The organism is Stenotrophomonas maltophilia group sp. vghtpe118 (assembly GCF_052605195.1).
The window spans coordinates 1,440,887-1,463,713 of the sequence record NZ_CP199672.1 but is presented as its reverse complement, the minus strand read 5'-3'; the positions used below and the strand labels follow the sequence as shown (position 1 = coordinate 1,463,713).

General features: G+C 66.8%; 22 protein-coding genes. 14 read left to right on the top strand and 8 right to left on the bottom strand.

Annotated elements, in window-relative coordinates; translation table 11 throughout:
* Nucleotides 1-184: 184 nt before the first annotated feature.
* Nucleotides 185-2,974, bottom strand: coding sequence for a TonB-dependent receptor plug domain-containing protein (locus tag ACUDTM_RS06900; RefSeq protein ID WP_151355076.1), 2,790 nt, complete (start codon nucleotides 2,972-2,974; stop codon nucleotides 185-187).
* Nucleotides 2,975-3,188: 214 nt separating this feature from the next.
* On the opposite strand from ACUDTM_RS06900, the gene apbC reads away from it, so the two are divergent.
* Both apbC and dcd read left to right on the top strand, forming a co-directional pair.
* Nucleotides 3,189-4,043 (top strand): iron-sulfur cluster carrier protein ApbC, encoded by an 855-nt coding sequence (gene apbC / locus ACUDTM_RS06895; RefSeq protein ID WP_005418013.1) that lies wholly within the window; start codon nucleotides 3,189-3,191, stop codon nucleotides 4,041-4,043.
* A gap of 78 nt (nucleotides 4,044-4,121) precedes the next feature.
* Nucleotides 4,122-4,694 carry a dCTP deaminase gene (gene dcd, locus ACUDTM_RS06890; protein ID WP_005418012.1) on the top strand — a complete coding sequence of 191 codons (573 nt, stop codon included), beginning with the start codon at nucleotides 4,122-4,124 and terminating at the stop codon, nucleotides 4,692-4,694.
* 106 nt (nucleotides 4,695-4,800) lie between these two features.
* Here dcd and ACUDTM_RS06885 read toward each other — a convergent pair whose 3' ends face one another.
* Genes ACUDTM_RS06885 through ACUDTM_RS06875 form a run of 3 tightly spaced genes read right to left on the bottom strand, consistent with a single transcriptional unit; the run spans nucleotide 4,801 to nucleotide 6,074 of the window.
* The gene (locus ACUDTM_RS06885) at nucleotides 4,801-4,968 is read right to left on the bottom strand and encodes a LiaI-LiaF-like domain-containing protein (protein ID WP_005418011.1); all 168 of its coding nucleotides are present in this window, start codon (nucleotides 4,966-4,968) and stop codon (nucleotides 4,801-4,803) included.
* A 15-nt stretch (nucleotides 4,969-4,983) separates the two neighbouring features.
* Nucleotides 4,984-5,406 (bottom strand): HIT domain-containing protein, encoded by a 423-nt coding sequence (locus ACUDTM_RS06880; protein WP_049414742.1) that lies wholly within the window; start codon nucleotides 5,404-5,406, stop codon nucleotides 4,984-4,986.
* Nucleotides 5,403-6,074, bottom strand: a complete 672-nt coding sequence (locus tag ACUDTM_RS06875; protein WP_065179170.1) for a dienelactone hydrolase family protein — start codon at nucleotides 6,072-6,074, stop codon at nucleotides 5,403-5,405. The genes ACUDTM_RS06880 and ACUDTM_RS06875 overlap by 4 nt, the downstream gene beginning before the upstream one ends.
* A 205-nt stretch (nucleotides 6,075-6,279) precedes the next feature.
* Here ACUDTM_RS06875 and rimO point away from each other — a divergent pair, with 205 nt between their 5' ends.
* Nucleotides 6,280-7,641: a 30S ribosomal protein S12 methylthiotransferase RimO gene (gene rimO, locus ACUDTM_RS06870; protein ID WP_111201698.1), complete on the top strand. Its 1,362-nt coding sequence runs from the start codon at nucleotides 6,280-6,282 to the stop codon at nucleotides 7,639-7,641.
* On the top strand, nucleotides 7,638-8,462 hold the full coding sequence (locus ACUDTM_RS06865) for a DUF3025 domain-containing protein (protein ID WP_353080254.1): 825 nt from the start codon (nucleotides 7,638-7,640) through the stop codon (nucleotides 8,460-8,462). Before rimO ends, ACUDTM_RS06865 begins: the two co-directional genes overlap by 4 nt.
* An 86-nt stretch (nucleotides 8,463-8,548) precedes the next feature.
* On the opposite strand, the gene greB is transcribed toward ACUDTM_RS06865, so the two are convergent.
* Entirely contained in the window at nucleotides 8,549-9,055 is a 507-nt protein-coding gene (gene greB, locus ACUDTM_RS06860) for a transcription elongation factor GreB (protein WP_005418006.1), read from the bottom strand.
* A gap of 86 nt (nucleotides 9,056-9,141) precedes the next feature.
* The gene (locus tag ACUDTM_RS06855; RefSeq protein WP_353080255.1) at nucleotides 9,142-10,647 is read right to left on the bottom strand and encodes a helicase HerA-like domain-containing protein; all 1,506 of its coding nucleotides are present in this window, start codon (nucleotides 10,645-10,647) and stop codon (nucleotides 9,142-9,144) included.
* 122 nt (nucleotides 10,648-10,769) lie between these two features.
* Here ACUDTM_RS06855 and ACUDTM_RS06850 point away from each other — a divergent pair, with 122 nt between their 5' ends.
* Complete coding sequence (locus ACUDTM_RS06850) at nucleotides 10,770-12,380, top strand: transglycosylase SLT domain-containing protein (protein ID WP_252745397.1); 1,611 nt, start codon at nucleotides 10,770-10,772, stop codon at nucleotides 12,378-12,380.
* A gap of 23 nt (nucleotides 12,381-12,403) precedes the next feature.
* Nucleotides 12,404-12,751 (top strand): ribonuclease E inhibitor RraB, encoded by a 348-nt coding sequence (locus ACUDTM_RS06845; protein WP_353080256.1) that lies wholly within the window; start codon nucleotides 12,404-12,406, stop codon nucleotides 12,749-12,751.
* 111 nt (nucleotides 12,752-12,862) lie between these two features.
* Here ACUDTM_RS06845 and asd read toward each other — a convergent pair whose 3' ends face one another.
* Both asd and ACUDTM_RS06835 read right to left on the bottom strand, forming a co-directional pair.
* Entirely contained in the window at nucleotides 12,863-13,705 is an 843-nt protein-coding gene (gene asd / locus ACUDTM_RS06840) for an archaetidylserine decarboxylase (RefSeq protein WP_069139587.1), read from the bottom strand.
* Entirely contained in the window at nucleotides 13,702-14,352 is a 651-nt protein-coding gene (locus ACUDTM_RS06835; RefSeq protein ID WP_072168509.1) for an SCO family protein, read from the bottom strand. Before ACUDTM_RS06835 ends, asd begins: the two co-directional genes overlap by 4 nt.
* A gap of 122 nt (nucleotides 14,353-14,474) precedes the next feature.
* Here ACUDTM_RS06835 and prmB point away from each other — a divergent pair, with 122 nt between their 5' ends.
* The 8 genes from prmB to ACUDTM_RS06795 all read left to right on the top strand — a co-directional run bounded on the left by prmB (nucleotide 14,475) and on the right by ACUDTM_RS06795 (nucleotide 22,675).
* Nucleotides 14,475-15,404, top strand: coding sequence for a 50S ribosomal protein L3 N(5)-glutamine methyltransferase (gene prmB / locus ACUDTM_RS06830; RefSeq protein ID WP_069139585.1), 930 nt, complete (start codon nucleotides 14,475-14,477; stop codon nucleotides 15,402-15,404).
* On the top strand, nucleotides 15,401-16,504 hold the full coding sequence (gene aroC, locus ACUDTM_RS06825; RefSeq protein WP_061480026.1) for a chorismate synthase: 1,104 nt from the start codon (nucleotides 15,401-15,403) through the stop codon (nucleotides 16,502-16,504). The genes prmB and aroC overlap by 4 nt, the downstream gene beginning before the upstream one ends.
* Nucleotides 16,497-17,534, top strand: a complete 1,038-nt coding sequence (locus tag ACUDTM_RS06820) for a 2-hydroxyacid dehydrogenase (protein WP_088497831.1) — start codon at nucleotides 16,497-16,499, stop codon at nucleotides 17,532-17,534. Before aroC ends, ACUDTM_RS06820 begins: the two co-directional genes overlap by 8 nt.
* A 90-nt stretch (nucleotides 17,535-17,624) precedes the next feature.
* The gene (locus tag ACUDTM_RS06815; RefSeq protein ID WP_019660602.1) at nucleotides 17,625-18,653 is read left to right on the top strand and encodes an aspartate-semialdehyde dehydrogenase; all 1,029 of its coding nucleotides are present in this window, start codon (nucleotides 17,625-17,627) and stop codon (nucleotides 18,651-18,653) included.
* A gap of 148 nt (nucleotides 18,654-18,801) precedes the next feature.
* Complete coding sequence (locus tag ACUDTM_RS06810) at nucleotides 18,802-20,829, top strand: FimV/HubP family polar landmark protein (RefSeq protein WP_072168505.1); 2,028 nt, start codon at nucleotides 18,802-18,804, stop codon at nucleotides 20,827-20,829.
* Between the two features lie 26 nt (nucleotides 20,830-20,855).
* Nucleotides 20,856-21,218 (top strand): VOC family protein, encoded by a 363-nt coding sequence (locus ACUDTM_RS06805; RefSeq protein ID WP_049414720.1) that lies wholly within the window; start codon nucleotides 20,856-20,858, stop codon nucleotides 21,216-21,218.
* Nucleotides 21,219-21,251: 33 nt separating this feature from the next.
* Nucleotides 21,252-22,022 (top strand): tRNA pseudouridine(38-40) synthase TruA, encoded by a 771-nt coding sequence (gene truA, locus ACUDTM_RS06800; protein WP_088497829.1) that lies wholly within the window; start codon nucleotides 21,252-21,254, stop codon nucleotides 22,020-22,022.
* Nucleotides 22,019-22,675 (top strand): phosphoribosylanthranilate isomerase, encoded by a 657-nt coding sequence (locus ACUDTM_RS06795; RefSeq protein ID WP_072168503.1) that lies wholly within the window; start codon nucleotides 22,019-22,021, stop codon nucleotides 22,673-22,675. Before truA ends, ACUDTM_RS06795 begins: the two co-directional genes overlap by 4 nt.
* The last annotated feature ends 152 nt before the right edge of the window (nucleotides 22,676-22,827 follow it).

Below are 22,827 nucleotides of genomic sequence, written 5' to 3'. Positions count from 1 at the left end.
TCAGCCGCGCTGACTGCGAGAACGCGCGTCGAAATCAACGTATCTGGTTGATCTGTATCGCATTGTCACCATTCCGTTCGAAAGTGACTTTTTTCTGAACGGGACGGTTCGGCCTGATCGTAGGCAAAAAAAAGGCCCCGCCGAAGCGGGGCCTGGTCCAGACACGGTCCGGAATACGACGGGATCAGAAGTCGTACTTGACCTGGGCCGAGATCTGACGGCCGTAGACGCTGTAGAAGCCGTCGTTGAACGGGGTCGATTCGTTGCCCGGGTAGTTGTAGCGCTGGCCTTCCGGCAGCTTGTTGAACACGTTGTTGACCATCAGCGACAGGGTCAGATCGTCCTGTGCCTGGTAGTTCAGGCTCATGTTGTACGTGGTGTACGAGCCCCACTTGCCGGCCTTGGCGCCGGAGGAGTGGACGTAGTCATAGCTGCGGCCGGTGTAGGCCAGGTAGTTCGGGGTGCTGCCGACGTAGTTGGCGTACAGGGTGGTGGTGAACTTGGAGATGGCCCAGCCCACCGACACGTCGCCGCGTACCTTGGCGAAGTTGTCGTAGTACCACATGTTGTACGGATCGCTCAGCAGGTCCAGCTTCTGCGCACCCGGCAGGGCCACCACTTCACGCTTGAGCATGTTGGTGTAGTTGCCGGAGAACATCAGCGAACCGAAGCGGCCCAGGTCCTGCTGGTACTTGGCACCGACGGTCACCGCTTCCAGGTTCTGGCTGGCCACGTTGAGCTTCGGGGTGTACACGCGGGTCAGGTTGCCACCGGCGTCGCGGGTGACCCAGTCGGTCACGTTCTGGCAGCTGGCCGAGGTGTTGTTCGGCAGGCCGTTGTGGCACTGGTACTCGGCCAGCAGCAGCTGGTCGGTGCTCAGGGTCTTGACCTCGTTCTTGATCTTCCAGTTGTAGTAGTCGACCGACAGCGAGAAGTTGCTCACCGGGGCCCACACCACGCCTGCGCTCCACACGTCGGCGGTGATCGGCTTCAGGTCCGGGTTGCCGGACTTTTCGCTGTACACCGAGGTGGTCTTGTAGAACGAGCAGGCTTCGTCACGCAGCGCGTAACCCATCTGGCTGCAGCGGTAGTAGTCGTTCTGGCCGGAGGCGAACGAGCCGCTCATGCCCTGGAAGGCATCGGACAGGGTCGGCGCGCGGAACGCGGTGCCGTACTTGCCGCGCAGCAGCAGGCTTTCCACCGGACGGTATTCCAGGCCGATGCTGTAGGTGGCCTTGTCGACGGTCTTGTCGGCGATCTTGAAGGCGTCATAGCGGCCCGAGGCGCTGATGGTCAGCGACTCGAACACCGGCATGCGCAGTTCGCTGGTCACCGCGTAGTTGCTGCGGTGGCCGGCACCGGCCACGGCGCTGGCGCCCCACGCGTTGCCATCGACGAAGGCCTGGTCGGGCGAGTAGTCCCAACCTTCGCTGCCGCCTTCCAGCACGACGGCCAGGCCGGCGTCGCCGCCCGGCAGGGAGAACAGCGAACCGTTGGTCACCTGCACGCGACCGAGGTTCTGCCAGGTCTTGCTGCGGTGGGTGCCATAGCCGGTGAAGCTGGCGAACTGGTCCGGGGTGATCGGCGAGTAGAAGGCGGTGTAGTTCGGGTTGTAGATGCCGAAGCCATCAGCAGTGGTGCCCAGGCGCGGGCCCAGCACGGTGTCGCCGAAGAAGCCTTCGATCTTGTCCTTCCAGCGCGCGAAGCGGTTCTGGTCCAGACGGTATTCGCCGCGGGTGAAGCTGGCGCTGTAGTCCCAGTCGCCGACCATGCCCTTGCCGCCCAGGGTGACCTGGTAGGAACGGCTCTCATCGGAGTTCAGGATGTTGTTGTAGTGGCCCGGGCCGATTTCTTCCGGCGCGAAGGCGCGCTGCAGGTTCACGACCTTGCCCAGGCCCTGGTCGTAGAAGCCGCCCATCACCGACTTGGTGCCCCACCACAGGGCGCTGGAGCCGGAGGTGAATTCGGTCTTTTCCTTGCTGTACAGCACGTCGGCGAACAGCTGGAAGTTGTCGTTCACGTCGAAGGTCATCGACGAGTAGAACTGGCCGCTGTTCTTGCCGTTCTTCAGGGTCTTGTAGCCGGCGCTGTACACCGAGCCGCACGATTCGCCCGATGCACGCTTGCCGACGGTGGTGGTGCCGTCGTACAGGCCTGCCACGTTGGCGCAGCGGGTCGGGTCCATCATGTACAGCTTGTTGTCGGCGTTGCCGATGACAGCAAAGTCGTTCGACGGCAACTGCGCGGTGTAACCGACCGGGTTGTTCTGCTTGGTGATGTCACGCTGGTAGCCCCAGATCGGGCTGCCGTTTTCGATCTGCACGTTGACCAGGGCGTGGAAGCGGTCGTCGAACGCGTTGAAGCCCTTGGCGGCGCTGAAGCGGATGTTGCTGCCACCACCTTCGGTGTAGGTACCGCCACGGATCGACATCGTGCCGCCGTCCATGCGTTCCTTCAGGATGATGTTGACCACGCCGGCGATCGCGTCCGAGCCGTACAGCGACGACTGGCCGCCCGGCAGGACTTCGATGCGCTCGACGATGTCGATCGGAATGCCGCTGATGTTGTTGAACGACTCGCTGCCGTTGTACAGCGCCGGATAGGAGAGCATCGGGCGGCCGTTGATCAGGTACTTGGTGTAGCCCGGATTCAGGCCGAACATGCCGGCGGCTTCGGCGCCCTGGGTGAACGCACCCGAGGTCTGGCCACCCTGCAGGCCGCCGGTGGTCAGCGATGACTGCTGCAGCACTTCAGCAACACTGCTGAAGCCGCGGGTCTGGATGTCTTCGGCGGTGATGGACATCACCGGGGTCTGGGTTTCGACCTGGGTCTGCGGGATCAGCGAACCGGTGACGGTGATCTTGTCCAGGTTGGTCGCCTTGTCCTGGGCCATTGCCGGGGCGGCGGCCATCAGAGCGGAAATCAGGGCGACGGCGAGCGTGTTGCGACGTGCGGTATTGCTGACGTGTTTCATGTAGTTCCAATGGAGAGCAAAAAACAAAAACGGCACTGCGCATGCGCCATCGCGCGGGCCGGAACAACGGGCTCCGCAGCTCAAAACAGTGCTGATCGAACGTAACATGAACTTAACAATCTGTGCACGAATCCGTGGCAATCCTGAATTTCAGTCAGGTTACGTCCAGCTTGTATGATGTCGGGTTATCCCCCTGACTCCGCCGGTGCTCGTTGTGAACAGTTCTCCCCGCCGTCCCCATGCCAGCCAGGTCCAGAAGGGACTTACGCCGCATGCCCGCATCCGCAATGTCATCGCGGTCGGTTCGGGCAAGGGCGGCGTCGGCAAGTCCACCACCTCGGTGAACCTGGCTGTGGCGCTGCAGCAGCTCGGTGCGCGGGTGGGCGTGCTCGACGCCGACATCTACGGCCCCAGCGTGCCGGCCATGCTGGGGCTGTCCGGCCGCCCGGAAAGCCCGGACAACAAGAGCATCGAGCCTCTGCGTGCGTTCGGCGTGGACACCATGTCGATCGGCTACCTGATCGAAGAAGACACCCCGATGATCTGGCGCGGCCCGATGGCCACCTCGGCGATGACCCAGCTGTTCAACGATACCCTGTGGGACGACCTGGATTTCCTGCTGATCGACCTGCCGCCGGGCACGGGTGACATCCAGCTGACCCTGACCCAGAAGATTCCGTTGGCCGGTGCAGTGATCGTCACCACGCCGCAGGACATCGCCACGCTGGATGCGAAGAAGGCGCTGAAGATGTTCGAGAAGGTCGAGGTGCCGGTGCTGGGCATCGTCGAGAACATGGCGGTGCACACGTGCAGCAGCTGCGGGCACATCGAGCACCTGTTCGGCGAGGGCGGCGGCGAGCGCATGGCCGCGCAGTACGGCGTGCCGCTGCTGGGGTCGCTGCCGCTGCAGATCGGCATCCGCGAGCAGGGCGATGCAGGCACGCCGATCACCGTGGCCCAGCCGGATTCGGCACCGGCCCAGGCCTACCGCCATGCCGCGCAGCGCCTGATCGAGGAAGTCGGCAAGCGCCCGCGGGCCTCGATCCCGATCCTGTCCTCGCTGCTGTAAGTGCTGGGGCAGGGGCCGCCGGCGCAGGCCGGCCCCCTGCTAGAATCCTCGCGCCCCCTCGTACCCCCAGGACAAAGCATGAGCATCAAGAGTGACCGTTGGATCCGCCGCATGTCCGAGCAGCACGGCATGATCGAGCCGTTCGAGGCCGGGCAGGTCAAGCAGGCCAACGGCCAGCGCATCGTCAGCTACGGCACGTCCAGCTATGGCTATGACGTGCGCTGCTCGCGCGAGTTCAAGGTGTTCACCAACATCAACTCGACGATCGTCGATCCCAAGCACTTCGATCCGGGCAGCTTCGTGGATATCGTCGGCGATGAGTGCATCATCCCGCCCAACAGCTTCGCGCTGGCGCGTACCGTGGAGTACTTCCGCATTCCGCGCGATACCCTGGTGGTGTGCCTGGGCAAGAGCACCTACGCGCGCTGCGGCATCATCGTCAACGTGACGCCGCTGGAGCCGGAATGGGAAGGCCACGTCACCCTGGAATTCAGCAACACCACGCCGCTGCCGGCGCGCATCTACGCCAACGAAGGCGTGGCGCAGATGCTGTTCTTCCAGGCGGCCGCCGATGACATCTGCGAGACGTCGTACCGCGACCGTGGCGGCAAGTACCAGGGCCAGACCGGCGTGACCCTGCCGCGGACCTGAAGATTGCAGGCGATTTGTAGAGCCGAGCCATGCTCGGCTTCAAGGCAGGGCAGCCGAGCATGGCCCGGCTCCACATGAAGGAAGGCGGCGCAATGCGCCGCCTTTCTTATTTGCCGCGACCGAACAGCATCGCGATGCCGACACCCACCAGGGCCACCGGCCACCAGGTCAGCAGCAGCTTGGACAGGTTCAGGTGCGTCCAGCCGAGATTGCTGGCGAGCATGAACAGGCCGATCAGGATCAGCAGGACGGCGGCAACGAGGTTGAATCGCATCGGGTCGGCGAAGGCTCAGGACAGGGCCGGATATCCTAGCCGTTCCTTCCAGTAGGCGACATGCTGGTCCAGCGCCGCCGGCTCGTAGCGGTGCGCCGGGCCGCTGCCCCAGACCGGGCCCGGCCAGGCCGGATCACCGTCATGGCGGCCGATCACATGGAAGTGCAGCTGGCGCACGATATTGCCCAGCGCCCCGATGTTGATCTTTTCCACCCCGTCGGAGCCCTTCAGGGCCTTGCAGGCGCGGTTGAGCTCGGTGCGCAGCTTGTCCTGCTGCTCGCCGTCCAGCTCGATCCACTCGGTGACCCCGGCCAGGCGCGGTACCAGCACCAGCCAGGGGAATCGTTCGTCGTTCATCAGCCGCACTTGCGACAACGGTCCTTCCGCCACCAGCACGCTATCGGTGGCCAGGCGTGAATCGAGTTCGAATTCGCTCATCCAAGATGCTCCGAGAAGAAGTCCAGGGTGCGTTGCAGCGCCAGGGCGGCGCTGTCTGGATCATACGCATGTCCGACCTCCCGGTTGAAGGCATGATCGGCCGGATAGACGTAGGTGGCCATCTGCGGCAGCTTCTCGCGGTGGGCCTGCACGGCTTCCGGTGGGATGCTGCGGTCCTGGGCGCCGAAGTGGAAGATCACCGGCGCCTTGGGTGTCTCATCAAGGAACTGGACGTTGCGGGCGCCGTAGTAGCTGACCGACGGCAGCCCCAGGCGCACTGCGGACAGCATCGCCACCGTGCCGCCCCAGCAGTAGCCGACGGTGCCCACCTTGCCGTAGGGGGCCAGCCGGGTGGCCGCCGCGCGGACCACTTCCAGCGCCCGCTCCATGCCCAGCGCGCCGACCCGTTCCAGGCCCTGCTTCACGCCGTCGGCGTCGTAGGGCAGCGCGTCCGGATCGGCGTCGGGGCCATCGAGCAGGTCAAAGAACGAGGGCGCCAGCACCGCATAGCCTTCCGCCGCGAAGCGCTCGGCCACGCTGCGGATATGCGGATTGGCGCCGAAGATTTCCTGCACCACCACCAGGCCGCCGCGCGCGGTGCCTTCCGGCAGGGCCTGCCAGGCCCGTACCGGGCCGTGATGCGTATCCAGGGTGATCCACTCGGCCATCGTCATCTTCCTCGTTGCTGGAAACAGAACTGCATTGTCGGTGCTGCGCCGGTTAGCGCGGCGTCAGTGGCTGTGCCGTATCGGTCGGCTGGGCATTCAGAGCGCGGCCGCCAACCCCGGTATACTGGCGCCCTTTCAGGCCCCGGCCCCCAGGAACCCCTGCCATGGCGGCAGGGGCCCAGGCCCCCAGAGTCCCGCGATTTCCATGTCCCAGCTGAACCCCAAAGTCGGCTTCGTCAGCCTTGGCTGCCCGAAGGCCCTCGTCGATTCCGAGCGCATCCTCACCCAGCTCCGCTCGGAAGGCTACGACATCGTCCCGTCCTACGATTCGGCCGACGTGGTGGTGGTCAACACCTGTGGCTTCATCGATTCTGCGGTGACCGAGTCGCTGGACGCGATCGGCGAGGCGATGAACCAGAACGGCAAGGTGATCGTCACCGGTTGCCTGGGCAAGCGCCCGGAGCAGATCCGCGAGGCGTACCCCAACGTGCTGGCGGTGTCCGGCCCGCAGGATTACCAGAGCGTGATGGAAGCGGTGCATGAAGCACTGCCGCCCAAGCACGATCCGTTCGTGGACCTGGTGCCCGACTACGGTATCAAGCTGACCCCGCGGCACTACGCGTACCTGAAGATTTCCGAGGGCTGCAACCACAAATGCAGCTTCTGCATCATTCCGTCGATGCGCGGCAAGCTGGTTTCGCGCCCGGTCGACGAGGTGCTGCGTGAAGCCGAGCGCCTGGTGCGTGGCGGCGTGCGCGAGCTGCTGGTGGTTTCGCAGGACACCTCGGCCTACGGCGTGGACGTGAAGTACGCCGAAAAGATGTGGCGCGACAAGGCCTACCAGACCCGTTTGAAGGCGCTGTGCGAAGGCCTGTCGGAGCTGGATGCGTGGGTGCGCATGCACTACGTCTACCCGTATCCGCACGTGGATGAAGTGGTGCCGCTGATGGCCGAGAACCGCATCCTGCCGTACCTGGATATCCCGTTCCAGCACGCCAGCCCGCGCATCCTGCGCCTGATGAAGCGCCCCGGCGCGGTGGAGAAGACCCTGGAGCGCGTGCAGAACTGGCGCCGTATCGCGCCGGACATCACTGTGCGTTCGACCTTCATCGTCGGCTTCCCGGGCGAGACCGAAGCCGAGTTCGAGGAACTGCTGTCGTTCCTTGACGAAGCGCAGCTGGATCGCGTCGGTGCGTTCGCCTACTCGCCGGTCGAGGGTGCCACCGCCAACGACCTGCCTGACGCCGTGCCGGAAGAGGTGAAGCAGGAACGCCTGGCCCGTTTCATGGAGAAGCAGGCGCAGATTTCCGCCGCGCGCCTGGAGGCCAAGATCGGCACCGTGCAGCAGTGCCTGGTCGACGGCATCGAAGGCGACATCGCCGTGGCCCGCTCCAAGGCCGATGCCCCGGAGATCGACGGCCTGGTGCACATCCAGAATGCCGACCAGGTGCCGCTGCGCGTGGGCGAATTCGTCGACGTGGAGATCACCGAGAGCGACGAGCATGACCTGTACGGTGACGCGCTGGCGGCCGCCCCCCGTCCGGTGTTCGACCTCAAGGTGCTGTGATCGCAGCGACGGCCGCCACCGGCAACGGCGGCGGTTCACGGCGCTTCGTACCGCCGCCACGTGCGGCGGTAGCTGCACGGCGGTTCGAGCACCCGCTGTTTGCCGGGCTTCAGGACTTCGGTGACCTGCTGGACGGCACCGCGTGGCCGTCCATCGCGGCGCTCGATGCACGTCTGGCCGTGCCTGGCAAGCGCCTGGTTGAACAGGACGCCGCGCTGCTGGCCGATGGCCTGCATTATGAGGCGCGTATCGCGCAGGGACGCATCGCCACCCGTGCCGGCAACTGGCACGACCTGTTCAATGCGCTGGTGTGGGCCTCACAGCCGCAGCTGAAGCGCGCGCTCAACGTGCGGCAGTGCCTGCATATCGAGGCGATGCCACCCGGCCAGCGCAACCGCGCGCAGGCCGCCTTGACCCAGTTCGACGAAACCGGCGTGATCGTGCGTGTGCGCGATGACTCACTGCGGGCTGCCTGGGACGCACACGACTGGCCCGCGTTGTTTGACCCGGTGAACTGGCAGAGCGGTGACATCGCCATCACTGTGGTATTCGGGCATGCGCTGATGGAACAGGCCCTGCTGCCGGGGCGATTGCTGGTCGGCAAGTGCGTGGTGGTGCAGAGCGATGTCGAAGCCGCCTGTGTCGACGTGGTGAGCGCTGCCATTGCCGAGGGCAGGGCAGTGACCGATCCGCTGCAGCTGCGTCCGCTGCCGTTGGCTGGAATCCCAGGCTGGCACGACGTGCAGGATTCCGCCTTCTACCGCAATGCCGACTATTTCCGCCCGCTGCGTGCAGGGCGCACGTACCCGCCACCGTTGTAGAGCCGAGCCCATGCCCGGCTGCGCGGCGCTTCAGCCGAGCATGCGCTCGGCTCTACAACGGCGGCGAGGTCGGGCATGGCTCGACGCTACACAGGCTCGTACTCCACGCCGATCACTGCAAAGGTGAACTGCCCGCCGGGCAGCTCCACCGAGAACTCATCATCCAGCCGCTTCTTCAGCAGCGCACGCGCCAGGGGGGAATCGATGCTGATCCAGCCCAGGCCCGCATCGGTCTCATCCGGGCCGACAATGCGGTAGCGGCTGGTGTCGCCGCTGTCCACGTTCTCCAGTTCCACCCACGCGCCGAAGAACACTGCCAGCGGATCGGTTGGCGTGGTATCGACCACGCGCAGCGATTCCAGCCGCTTGGTCAGGTAGCGCACGCGGCGGTCGATCTCGCCCAGTTGCTTCTTGCGGTAGGTGTACTCGGCGTTCTCGGAACGGTCGCCTTCTGCGGCAGCGGCGGCGAGCGCTTTCACCACCTCCGGACGGCGCACGCGCCATAGCTCATCCAGTTCGGCCTTCAGTCGCGCATGCCCGGAAGCGGTGATCAGGGCGGTGCTTTTTTCTGCGGGGGGACGCCAACGGGACATGCAATACGACTTCTTTTCTGGATGACGAATGGGGAGCGGGGTCGGAGCCCTCCCTTGCGGGAGGGCTCTGACCCCAGCAGGGGTATCTAGCGCTTGCCGCCGAAGATGCCACCGAGGATGCCACGCACGATCTGGTTGCCCAGCTTGGTGCCGACGGTGCGCGTGGTCTGCTTGGCCATGGTCTCGATCATGCCCTGGCGGCGCTTGGTGCCGAAGATCGCGTCCTTGATGGCCTGGCCGAAACCCCCTTCCTGAGCTTCGTCCTGCTCGCGGCTGCGCGCGGCCGGCGCCTGTGCCTGCTCGATGCTCTTCTGCGCGCGCTGGGCCAGCAGTTCGGCGGCCGATTCGCGGTTGATCGCGGTGTCGTAGCGGCTGCCGACCGGGCTGCCGGCGCGTACCTGTGCACGCTCGGCCTCGGTGATCGGTCCCATCCGGCAGCGCGGCGGCGCGATCAACGTCTGCTGTACGGGCATCGGCACGCCCTTGTCCTGCAGCGTGGATACCAGTGCCTCGCCGGTGCCGAGCTGGCTCAGCACCTTGGCCACGTCCAGCTTGGGATTCGGCACGAACGTCTCGGCCGCGGTTTTCACCGCCTTCTGGTCGCGCGGGGTGAACGCACGCAGTGCGTGCTGAACGCGATTGCCCAGCTGGCCGAGAATGTTGCCCGGCACGTCGTCGGGGAACTGCGAGCAGAAGTAAACGCCCACGCCCTTGGAGCGGATCAGGCGCACCACCTGCTCGATGCGCTGCACCAGCGACGGCGGTGCATCATCGAACAGCAGGTGCGCCTCGTCGAAGATGAAGACCAGCTTCGGCTTGTCCAGGTCGCCCACTTCCGGCAGCTGCTCGAACAGTTCCGAAAGCAGCCACAGCAGGAAGGTGGAATAGAGCTTGGGCTTGAGCACCAGCTGGTCGGCGGCGAGGATGCCGATCATGCCGCGGCCGTCGTGGTTGACCCGCATGATGTCGGCCAGTTCAAGCGCCGGTTCGCCGAAGAAATTCTCGCCACCGTCCTGCGCCAGGCGCAGCACCGAACGCTGGATCGCCGCGATCGACTGCGCACTGACCAGGCCGTACTCGGTGGAAATGTCCTTGCGCTCCTCGGCAACCAGGCCGAGCAGGGCGCGCAGGTCGTCCATGTCCAGCAGCAGCAGGCCGCGGTCGTCGGCCAGCTTGAATACGATGTCGAGTACCCCGGCCTGGGTGTCGTTCAATTCGAGGATGCGCGCCAGCAGGGTCGGGCCCATCTCGCTGACCGTGGTGCGCACCGGGTGGCCCAGCTTGCCGTACAGGTCCCAGAAGATGGTGGGGCTGGCGGCCGGCGCATAGTCGGCCACGCCGATCTCGACGGCACGCTGGAGCAGGTTCTCGGCGCCGCTGCCGGGCACGGCCAGGCCGGAGACATCGCCCTTCACATCGGCCAGGAACACCGGCACGCCCCGTCGCGAGAAGCCCTCGGCCAGGGTCATCAGGGTTACGGTCTTGCCGGTACCGGTGGCGCCGGCCACCAGACCGTGGCGGTTGCCGAGTTTCGGCAGCAGGGTGACGGCCACATCGTCGGTAATGCCTTTGCCGAGCAGAATCGGATCCATTGTCCAGCCCTTGTGATGAATAGCCCAATGTTAACCGCCGGCAGTGACGGTCCGAAGGTCGGCTTGCCCGGACCTTGGCGGCGCCGCTACTCTGCCTGCCTGTTTTGCACACAGTGCCATCAATGCCCGTTCCTGTCCTGATTTCCCGCGGTTGGCCGCTGCTGGCCCTGGCCGGCCTGGTTTCCCTGGCGCCCGACGCCCACGCACAGCGGGTTTCGGCCCGGGACAAGGTGAAGGTGGATGCGCTGCAGCAGCGCATGACCGCCGCCGAAAAGCGCTACGGCGATGCCCTGCTGCTGGTCGCCAATGCCGACCCCAAGGGCAGCAACGAGGCCGATGCCGCGCTGGAGGACATGGAAGATGTCCTCAACGACTGCGTGAAGCAGAAGGGCTGCCAGATGGGGACCCTGCTGGCCAGCTACAAGCGGCTGCTCAAGCACGACGCCGATGCCGCCGCCAGCGATGACGTGGCCGACGAGAGCGGTGACCGCCTGGAAGCCGACCCGGATCACATCGGCCCGCTTACCGCCGACGTGCCCGAGGCCGCACGCGCTGCCGCGCTGCTGAACGACAAGCGGCACGCCTTCGACACGATGGTCGAGTACAACCCGGCGGTGCAGGCCGGCATCCGCCGCTGGCTGACCGACATGCGCCCGGCGCTGCTGACCAGCTACGAGAATTACCAGAACCTGCGCGCGGTGATGTGGCCGGAGTGGGAAAAGCGCGGCCTGCCCGAGGCGCTGCTGTTCGGGATCATGGCCAAGGAATCCAATGGCCGCGTGCATGCTTCCTCGCGCGCCGGCGCCGCCGGCCTGATGCAGTTCATGCCAGCCACTGGCCGCCGTTTCGGCCTGGGCCCGGACGGCACCGGCTTCGATACCCGCTTCGACGCGCGCAGCGCCGCCGAGGCCAGCGCCAGCTACCTCAACGAGCGCCTGCGCGAACTGAACAACAACGTGGAAATGTCGGTGGCCGCCTATAACGGCGGCGAAGGCCGTGCTGCGCGCGTGTTCAAGCAGAGCGGTGGGCAGAGCTTCTGGACCGACAGCGTCTACAACCAGTTCCCGGGCGAGACCAAGGACTACGTGCCGATGGTGATTGCCGCGGCATGGATCTTCCTGCACCCGCAGCAGTACGGCGTGGAGTTCCCGAAGATCAGCGCGCAGCCGGCCACGCTGCGGCTGGCCAAGTCCACCACCATCTATGAACTGACCATCTGCCTGGGCAGCCACGGTACCCGCGATGGCTACATGCGTGCGTTGCGCAACCTCAACCCGCGCTATGAGGCCGATGGCTGGATCCCGGCCGGCACGCTGATCAATGCCACCACCCGCATCGCCGGCCTGTACCAGCGCAACTGCGTCAGTGGCCCGCGTGCCGACCTCGCCCGCACGCTGATCACCGCTGATCTCAACGCGGCGATCAAGCGCCCGGCCGCGTCGAGCTATACCGGCAGCGTGGCGGTGGGCGGCGTGGTGCCGGTGGCCGACGCGGCTGCATCCACCAGCGTGCCGACCGCACCGGTGGCTGCAGTGGCGGCACCGCGCCCAGCGCCGGCCGCCCGGCCGAAGCCGGCGCGCAGCCACAAGGTGGGCCGGGGGGAGACCCTGGGGGCCATCGCCGCCAAGTTCCAGTGCGACCTGCCGACCCTGGCCCGCGCCAACGGCCTGAAGGCGCCGGCCTACAGCCTGCGCCAGGGCCAGACGCTGAAGCTGCAGGGCTGCGACAAGTAATTCCCGAGACCACTGGAATTTGTATGGACCTCGAAGCCACCCGCAACCTGTTCGCCAACCTCCGCGAGAACACCGACTGGGACATCAACGGCCCGTTGCTGTGGGGGTATTTCTTCGTCCACGCCAGTGCCGAGCCGCTGCAGGCGCTGGCCCAGCACCTGCAGGCACAGGGCTACACCTTCGTGGAACTCTTCGAGCAGGAACCGGAAGAGTGCGACGCGCCGTTCCACGTGCTGCACGTGGAGCGCGTGGAAATCCACGACGAAGCCTCGCTGGACCGCCGCAACCAGGAATTCGCGGCGCTGGCCGCGGAGCACGGCGTGGAAGACTACGACGGCATGGACGTCGGACCGGCCCCGGTCCTGCAGTAACGCGCGACCGGTAGTGCCGGCCGCTGGCCGGCATTCCGTTGTGGAAAAAGGGGACGGAGGGGATTAAGTCGTTTATGCATAAACGACTTAATCCCCTCCGTCCCCTTTTTGTCAGCGCAGCTTTGCCAGCGCCTGGCCCAGCTGCACCGGATGCTCGGCATCCAGATGCGGGGCGAATTCGGCTACGCCCGGCGGCAGCAGCACCACCACGGTCGAGCCGTAATTGAAGCGTGCCATCTCGGCAAAACGCTCCAGCTTGATGCCCTTGCCGCGGTAGTCCTTGCGGGTGATGCGATCGCCGTAGGCCGGGATCTCCTCGCCACTCCACACGGTTTCCACGCCGGACACCAGCAGCGCGCCGACCATCACGCTGACCATCGGGCCGAAGCTGGTGTCGAAGTGGCAGACCAGGCGCTCGTTGCGTGCGAACAGGCGCGGTACGCCGTTGACGGCCGCAGGACCGACACTGAACAGGCGTCCTGGCACGTGCACGGTTTCACGCAGGGTGCCGGTCCACGGCATGTGCACGCGGTGGTAGTCGCGCGGCGACAGGTACACGGTGGCGTACAGACCGTCGTTGTACGGCTTGGCGTCCTCGTCGCTGCCCAGCAGCTCGGCGGCGGTGAACGACTGGCCCTTGGCCTGGAAGATGCGGCCGGCCTCGATCTTCCCCAGCTGGCTGATGCGGCCGTCGGCCGGCATCACCAGGCTGCGCGGATCGGCATCGGCCACGCGCGCGCCCGGCTTCAGCGCGCGGGTGAAGAACTGGTTGAAGGTTGCGTAGCTGCGCGGGTCCGGGTTGGCCGCTTCGTCCAGATTGACGTTGAACTTGCGGGTGACGGTGTCGATCAGCCAGCGCGACACGCGCGGATCGTCCGAGTACGCCAGCGAGCGTGCCATCGAGGACAGCAGGCGATGGGGCAGGGCGTACGTCAGGGCGGTGGTGAGGCTCATGGGGCGGTTTTCTCGGTCAGCTTGTGCAGGTCGCGGGCGATCGCCGGCGCATTGAACGGGGGGCGCACCAGGCCGGCAAGGCGGCCCTGCGGGTCGAGCACGGCCAGGCTGGCCGAATGCTCGACGGTGTAATCCTCGGGGTTTTCGTCGAAATGCTTGCCCGGCACTTTCTGGAACACGAAACCCAGCGAGGTGGCGAAGCGCTCCAGCGAGGGGATATCGGCGGTGGCGGCCAGGGTGTCCTTGTGGAAGCCGTGCACGTACTCGCCAAGGCGGGTGGCGCTGTCGCGGTCCGGGTCGACCGAGATGAACAGCACGCGTGGGCGCAGGCTGTCGGGCAGGGCTTCCCACTGGTTCTGTGCGCCGGCCAGCTCGGCCAGGGTGGTCGGGCAGACGTCCGGGCAGAAGGTGAAACCCAGGAACACCAGGGTCCAGTGGCCCTTCAGTTCGCCCGGGATCAGGCGGGTGCCGTCGGACTGGGCCAGGTTGAAGTCGGGCAGTTCACGCGGCTGCGGGTACAGGGTGATCGCTTCGGTGGCCGGGGCGTTGGCCGGCGGCTTCGGCGCGAACACCTGCTGGGCGGCGAGCAGGCCGAGCCCCGCGGCCAGGGCGATCAGCAGGATGATGCCGGCGTTGCGATTGAACATGGGGGCTCCCGCGCGAAATGGGCTCCATCATACCGGCTGTGGCCCGATTGTTTCCGCCGCAACGGATGCCGCCACGGGCGCCAGCCCCTATAATCGGGGGCCACTTTGCCCGCAGTACCGCCATGACCGCTGAAACGGCCGCCGAACTCCATACGATCATCGATCTGATCCGCTACGGCACCAGCCGTTTCAACGAAGCCGGGCTGACCTTCGGGCACAGCTACGACAATGCGCTGGACGAGGCCACCCAACTGGTGCTGCACAGCCTGCACCTGCCGCACGACCTCGGCCCGGCCTACGGCCAGGCACGCCTGCTGCAGGCCGAAAAGCTGCGCGTGCTGGAACTGTTCCAGCGTCGCATCGACGAACGCATCCCCGCTGCCTACCTGACCGGTGAGGCCTGGTTCGCCGGCCTGAGCTTCAAGAGTGACACGCGCGCGCTGGTGCCGCGCTCGCCGATCGCCGAACTGATCGAATGTGGTTTCGAACCGTGGCTGGCCGGCCGCGATGTCAGCCGCGCGCTGGATCTTTGCACCGGTTCGGGCTGCATCGCCATCGCCATGGGCCACTACTACCCGAACTGGGAAGTGGACGGCGTCGACCTGAGTGACGACGCACTGTCGCTGGCCGAGGAGAACAAGGAGCGCCTGCAGGCGCACAACGTCACCCTGATCAAGTCGGACCTGTTCAATGGCCTGACCGGCCGCCACTACGACCTGATCGTCACCAACCCGCCGTACGTCACCAACGACGAGACTGATGCCCTGCCGCAGGAATATTCCTACGAGCCGGAAATGGGCCTGCGTGCCGGTGACGATGGCCTGGACCTGGTGCTGAAGATCCTGCGCGACGCCCCGCTGCACCTGAGCGAAGACGGTCTGCTGATCTGTGAAGTGGGTGAGTCCGAACAGCATCTGGTCAAGCTGCTGCCGGAAGTCGATTTTTCCTGGATCGAGTTCAAGGTCGGCCAGATGGGCATCTTTGCGGTCGAATGCCGCGAGCTGATCGCCCACAGCGCACGCATCACCGAACTGGCGGCGCAGCGCCCGTGAGCTCCAATTCGTTCGGCAAGCTGTTCACCGTCACCACGTTCGGCGAGTCGCACGGGCCGGCCATCGGCTGCGTGATCGATGGTTGCCCTCCGGGGCTGGCGCTGGACGCGGCCGAATTCGCCCACGACCTGCAGCGCCGTGCGACCGGCAAGAGCCGGCACACTTCCGCGCGGCGCGAGGCCGACGAGGTCGAGATCCTGTCCGGCGTATACGAGGGCCTGACCACCGGCACCCCGATCGCGCTGCTGATCCGTAACACCGACCAGCGCAGCAAGGATTACGCCAATATCGGCCAGCAGTTCCGCCCGGGCCATGCCGACTACAGTTACTGGCACAAGTACGGCATCCGCGATCCGCGTGGCGGTGGCCGTTCCTCGGCACGCGAGACCACCATGCGCGTGGCCGCTGGCGTGGTCGCCAAGAAGTGGCTGGCCGAGCGTTTCGGCGTGACCGTGCGTGGCTACCTGTCGCAGCTGGGCGACATCACCCCGGCCGGTTTCGACTGGTCGGCGGTGGAAGACAATCCGTTCTTCTGGCCGCACGCCGCACAGGTGCCGGAACTCGAGGCGTACATGGATGCGCTGCGCAAGTCCGGTGATTCGGTCGGTGCGCGCGTGGACGTGGTCGCCGACAACGTGCCGCCGGGCTGGGGTGAGCCGATCTACGGCAAGCTTGATGGCGAACTGGCCGCTGCGCTGATGAGCATCAATGCGGTGAAGGGCGTGGAGATCGGCGACGGATTCGCCAGCGCCGCGCAGAAGGGCACTGAACACCGCGACCTGCTGACCCCGCAGGGCTTCGCCAGCAACCATGCCGGCGGCATCCTCGGTGGCATCTCCACCGGCCAGCCGGTCGTTGCGTCGATCGCCCTGAAGCCGACGTCCAGCCTGCGCCTGCCGGGCCCGTCGCTGGATACGGACGGCAACGTGGTCGAGGTGGTCACCACCGGCCGCCACGATCCCTGCGTCGGCATCCGCGCCACGCCCATCGCCGAAGCGATGGTGGCGCTGGTGCTGATGGATCAGGCGCTGCGTCATCGCGCGCAGTGCGGCGATGTCGGCACGATCACCCCGCGCATTCCCGGGCAGATCGATGGCTGACACGCGGCCGACCGTGTGGGTGAGCCAGCCGCTGATCGAGGCGGCCATCGCGCCGCTGCGCGATCGCGTGCAGCTGCGCAGCACCGACACCGTCACCGCCTGGTCGCCGGACCAGATCGCCGCACAGCTGGCCAGCGCCGACGGCGCGATCATCACCCTCAACGAGCGCATCGGTGCGGCGCAGGTGGCCGATGCCACCCAGCTGCAGGTGATCGCCAATGTCGGCGTCGGCTACAACAACCTGGATGTCGACGCGCTCAGCGCGGCCGGCATCCTGGCCAGCAACACGCCGGACGTGTTGACCGAAACCACCGCCGATCTCGGTTTCGCGCTGCTGATGGCAACCGCGCGCCGGATCACCGAGTCCGAGCGCTGGCTGCGTGACGGGCAGTGGCAGCAGTGGTCGTTCCAGACCATGCTGGGCGCGGATGTCCATGGCAGCACGCTGGGCATCCTTGGCATGGGCCGCATCGGCCAGGGCATCGCCCGCCGCGGCGCGCACGGTTTCGGCATGAAGGTGCTGTACCACAACCGTTCACGGTTGCCGGCCGACACCGAGGCGTCGCTCCGCGCGACCTACGTGGACCTGGATACACTGCTGGCACAGTCCGACCATCTGGTAACGGTGCTGCCCTACACGCCGGCCTCGCATCACATCATCGACGCAGCTGCGCTGGCGAAGATGAAGCCGACGGCAACCCTGGTGAACATCGCCCGCGGCGGCATCGTCGACGAACTGGCGCTGGCCGACGCACTGGCCAACGGCCACCTGGCGGCCGCTGGCCTGGATGTGTACGAGGGCGAGCCGAAGGTGCGCCCGGAGCTGCTGGCGCTGCGCAACGTGGTGCTCACGCCGCATATCGGCAGCGCCTCGCTGGCCACGCGCACGGCGATGGTACAGCTGGCCGTGGATAATCTGGCTGCCGGGCTCGGCCTGGACGGCGGCCCGTCGCGCATGCCGAGCTCGATCAACGCTGACGCGGCGATGGCCGCGCGCGTGATGCTGGGCAAAAAAACCGGGAAACGATAGGGAACCTCCGCGCGCCCCGCTTGAGGAGGTTCCCCGAACCCAGCTGTCGTGCGTGTTTTCCCCCATTCCCCGTTTTCGTGAGAGTTCCCCATGAGCAATGCACAGCGCAGTTTCCACGTCGCCGTCGTCGGTGCCACCGGCGCCGTTGGCGAGACCATGTTGTCGATCCTGGCCGAGCGTGATTTCCCGGTCGGCACCCTGAGCGTCCTCGCCTCCGAGCGTTCGGCCGGTGGCGAGATTGAATTCAACGGCCAGAAGGTCAAGGTCCAGGACCTGGCCACCTTCGATCCGACCGGTGTCGAGATCGCGCTGTTCTCGGCTGGCGGCAGCGTGTCCAAGGAATACGCACCGAAGTTCGCCGCCGCCGGTGCGGTGGTGATCGACAACTCCTCGGCCTTCCGTTACGACGATGACGTGCCGCTGGTGGTGTCCGAGGTCAACCCGGAACAGGTCGCCAACCGTCCGCGCGGCATCATCGCCAACCCGAACTGCTCGACCATGCAGATGCTGGTGGCGCTGGCGCCGCTGCACCGCAAGTACGGTATCGAGCGCATCAATGTGTCCACCTACCAGTCGGTGTCCGGCGGTGGCCGCTCGGCGATGGAGGAACTGGGCAAGCAGACCGGCCAGCTGCTCAGCTTCCAGGAGATCGATCCGCAGCGCTTCCCGGTGCAGATCGCCTTCAACCTGATCCCGCACATCGATGACTTCCAGGACAATGGCTTCACCAAGGAAGAGATGAAGCTGATCTGGGAGACCCGCAAGATCCTCGGTGACGACAGCATCCTGGTGAACCCGACCGCGGTGCGCGTGCCGGTGTTCTACGGCCACTCCGAGTCGGTGGCGATCGAGACCCGCGACAAGGTCACCGTCGCTGAAGCGCGCGCGCTGCTGGAGCAGTCGCCGGGCATCGAAGTGGTGGATCGTCACGAGGCCGGTGGCTATCCGACTCCGGTTACCCATGCTTCGGGGACCGATGCGGTGTATGTCGGCCGTATCCGCGAGGACCTGTCGCACCCGCGTGGCCTGAACCTGTGGATCGTGTCGGACAACGTGCGCAAGGGCGCTGCCCTGAACGCCGTGCAGCTGGCCGAGCTGGTCGCCGCCGAGCAGCGCTGATCACAGCGGTTGCCTCACCGGTAGTGCCGGCCGCTGGCCGGCATTGCCGTGATGTGTGGACGTGCGTGTCTGCTGGCCAGCGGCCGGCGCTACCGAAGGTCCCCTCGGTGGGTGCGGACCCCGGTCCGCACGCTTTATAGTGTCGCCCATGAATAAACGGGCCAGGGGCGCGAAGCGCCCGCTCCTCTATCTTTCCACCGCGCTGCTGGCCCTGGCCAGCAGTTCGGCGCTTGCCCTGGGCTTGGGTGACATCCGTGTCCTGTCCAAGCCGGGCCAGCCCCTGCTGGCCGAAATCCCGGTAGTCTCGGCCGATCCATCCGAACTGGAGAACCTGCGCGTCGCGCTGGCCTCTGCGGTCACCTTCGAACGCGTCGGCCTGCAGCGGCCGGCCGGGCTGGTCAGCGAGCTGCAGTTCGAACTGACCCGCAATGCGCAGGGCAGGGCGGTGGTGCGGGTGACCTCGCAGACGCCGGTCGAAACCCCGTCGCTGAGCTTCCTGATCGAGGCCGACTGGGGCCAGGGCCGCTTGGTGCGCGAATACTCGGCACTGGTTGATGCGCCCTCCAGCGCACTGGCGGTGGCCGAACCGGAAATCGTCGCGCCGGCCGGTACCCTCTCCAACACCATCGTCCGTGACGTTGCACCGGCACCGGCCGCTGCGGAGAGCGCAAGCGCACCTGCGCCGTCCACTGCGGCAGCGCCGGCACCTGCATCGGCTCGCCCGCGTGCAGGGGCTGCACCCGCTGCCGCGCAGGCAGCCGATGGCAGCGTCATCGTCCAGCGTGGGCAGACCCTGTCGCAGATCGCCAGCGCGGTGGCCCGCGGCAACCAGGTCAGCCGCGACCGCGCGATGATCGCCCTGCTGCGGGCCAACCCGGAGGCCTTCATCCGCGGCAACGTCAACTTGCTCAAGCAAGGCGCCGTACTGCGCATGCCCGGCAGCGATGCACTGGCGGCGGTCGATGCCGCCGAGGCCGCAGCGCTGGTGCGCGAGCACGCCGCGCAGTGGCGGCAGGCGCGCACCGTGCCGCAACCGGCGGGTACCGTCGCCCCGGTGGCCGCGGCGGCAACCACGAACGCTTCTTCCCCGGCCGCGGCCAATGGGGCACGACTTGAAATCGCTCCGGCGCTGGCTTCCGACGCCGCGCGCGCGGGCACAACCACCGGCACTGGAGCCGGCAGCGAGGGTGACATGCTGGGCAACGAACAACTGCGCCAGGCACGCGAGGACATCGCGACCCGCGATGCCGAGATTGGCGAGCTGAAGCAGCGCGTCGCCGACCTGGAAAAACTCAAGGAACAGCAGCAGTCGCTGATCGCGATGAAGGACAACGACCTGGCCGCCGCGCAGCAGCGACTGGCGCAGGCACCGGATACCCGCGATGCGGCAACGCCGTGGTACTGGCTGGGGCTGCCGGTGCTGCTGCTGGCGGCCGGTGCAGCCTGGCTGCTGCGTCGTCGCAAGCCATCGCCGCTGCCGCCGCTGCGCGACGAAGACGATGCCGCCGGCCTGACCGCTGCGGTACCGGCGGGCGCGGCGCTGGATACGCTGGCCGAGCAGTCTTCATGGTCGTCTGTGGTGCCCGAAGCGGGCCGCCAGGAGCCGGCGATGCCGGCTTGGGCGAGCGAAACCGGGGGGCAGGATGACGTGGCTGCCGAACCGGTCGCCGACGTCGCCGCCCAGGCTGACTGGCAGGCGCAGACGCTGCGCGATGACGAAGTGATGGAGCTGCCCGAGGCAGTGACCGACCTGCCGCGCTGGGACGAGCCGGTGGTCACGCAGGAGGATTCCGCGCCGGCCGCCGCCGCGCAGGATGAGCCGCTCGCGCAGGCGGCCCCTGGCGAGGTGGCAGTGCCGGACTACGCGCTGCACGCCGAACAGCAGCCGCAGTTCCGCGGCGTGTTCGACCTGCCGGCCGAGCACCATGACGGCGAGGCTTCGGGCGCAGCGCCGCATGACGCGCTGGCCGCGGCGGCGCATGAAGACGGTACTGCGCCGCCGGCCAGCGATGCCGGCTGGGCGCCGCGCGCCGGCCAGGAACGCCTTGAGCTGGCCATCGCCTACCTCGACCTGGGCGATGCCCAGACCGCGCGTACGTTGCTGCAGGAAGTGGCCGAGGGCGGCGACCTGCACTGCCAGGCCCAGGCCCGCGAACTGCTGGCCCGCCTGCCGTGATCGAACCCGCCGACAAGGACCCCGTCATGAGCCGCGAGCGCCGCATCGACTACGTTGAATTCGCTTCCACGGATCCTGCAGCCAGCCGCGCCTTCTTCGAGAAGGCGTTCGGCTGGTCGTTCGTAGACTATGGCAGCGACTACACCGCGTTCGACGACGGCCGCCTGCAGGGCGGCTTCTTCCGCGGCCAGCCGCTGCGTGCCAGCGATGCCGGTGCCCCGCTGCTGGTGCTGTACGCTGACCAGCTGGCACCGATCGAAGCGGCGGTGCTTGACGCTGGCGGTGAGATCGTGCGGCCGGTGTTTTCCTTCCCCGGCGGCAGCCGTTTCCAGTTCGTCGAGCCTGGTGGCAACGAACTGGCGGTGTGGTCCGAACGCGATCCGGCCTGAGCGCCGCCCCTCCCGCAACATCTGAGGTAGCACATGCGTTACGCGCTTGGCGTCGAGTACGACGGCAGCGATTTCAGGGGCTGGCAGAACCTGGGCGAGGGTGGCCCGAGCGTGCAGGCCAGCCTTGAGCAGGCCCTGTCGTCGGTGGCCGATGCGCCGCTGCAGGTGGTCTGTGCCGGCCGCACCGATGCCGGCGTGCACGGCCAGTGCCAGGTCGTGCATTTCGATACCGACGTGGTGCGCGATCCGCGCGCGTGGATGCTGGGCACTACCACCCGCCTGCCGCGCTCGATCGCAGTGCGCTGGTGCGTGCCGGTGGCCGAGGATTTCCACGCGCGTTTCTCCGCGCGCGCACGCCGCTACCGCTACCGCCTGCTCAACCGCGAAGTGCGGCCCGCGCTGGACCGGCAGACCTTGAGCTGGGAGCGCCGCGCGCTGGACGAGACCCTGATGCACGCCGCCGGCCAGGCCCTGCTCGGTGAGAACGACTTCAGCGCGTTCCGTTCGGTGCAGTGCCAGGCGCTGCACGCCCGGCGTGAGCTGCAGTCACTGCAGGTCAGCCGCCAGGGCGAGGTGATCGAGGTCGCCGTGCAGGGCAATGCATTCCTTCATCACATGGTCCGCAATATCGTCGGATCGCTGATCCTGGTGGGCAGTGGCGAGAAGCCGGTGGAATGGATCGCCGAACTGCTGGCCGGGCGCGATCGCACCGTAGCCGGTCCCACCGCACCGCCGCAGGGCCTGGTGTTCCTTGGGCCCCTGTACCCCGACAACTGGCACTTGCCCGCCGAGGTCACGCTATGAGCCGTTCCTACTACCGCACACGCATCAAGTTCTGTGGCATGACCCGGGCCGGCGACGTCCGCCTGGCCGGTGAGCTGGGCGTGGACGCGGTGGGTTTCATCTTCGCCCGTGAAAGCAGCCGCCGGGTCGCTCCGGCCGAGGCACGCGCGATGCGCCAGGCGATCGCGCCCATGGTCGACGTGGTGGCGCTGTTCCGCAACAACAGCAAGGAAGAAGTGCGCGAGGTGCTGCGCACGGTACGACCGACCCTGCTGCAGTTCCACGGCGAGGAAGACGAGAGCTTCTGCCGCAGCTTCAACATGCCGTACCTGAAGGCGATCGCCATGGGCGGCCGTGAAGAGATCAACGCCCGCACCCTGCAGCTGCGCTATCCCAGCGCCGCCGGCTTCCTGTTCGACAGCCACGCGCCGGGCGGCGGTGGCGGCACCGGCGTGGCTTTTGACTGGGGCCGGATCCCGACCGGCCTGCATCGCCCGTTCCTGCTGGCCGGTGGCCTGAACCCGGAAAACGTCTACGACGCGGTGCTGGGTACCCTGCCGTGGGGCGTGGATGTCTCCAGTGGCATCGAACTGGAGCCGGGCATCAAGGACGGCGACAGGATGCGCACCTTCGTCGAGGAAGTGCGCCGAGCCGATTGCACGGTTCTCGAGTGATTGGCGTCATTATTTGCCGTGATTTGGACCTGGATTTGAGCCTGCACGCATTCTTCACATAGGATGGTCCCAAGCGCGCCTGCCATGAGGGCTGGCGCGGGGATCGACGGGACGCACTCGGCGCGCCCCGAACGGGCGGCCGCAGCCCACAG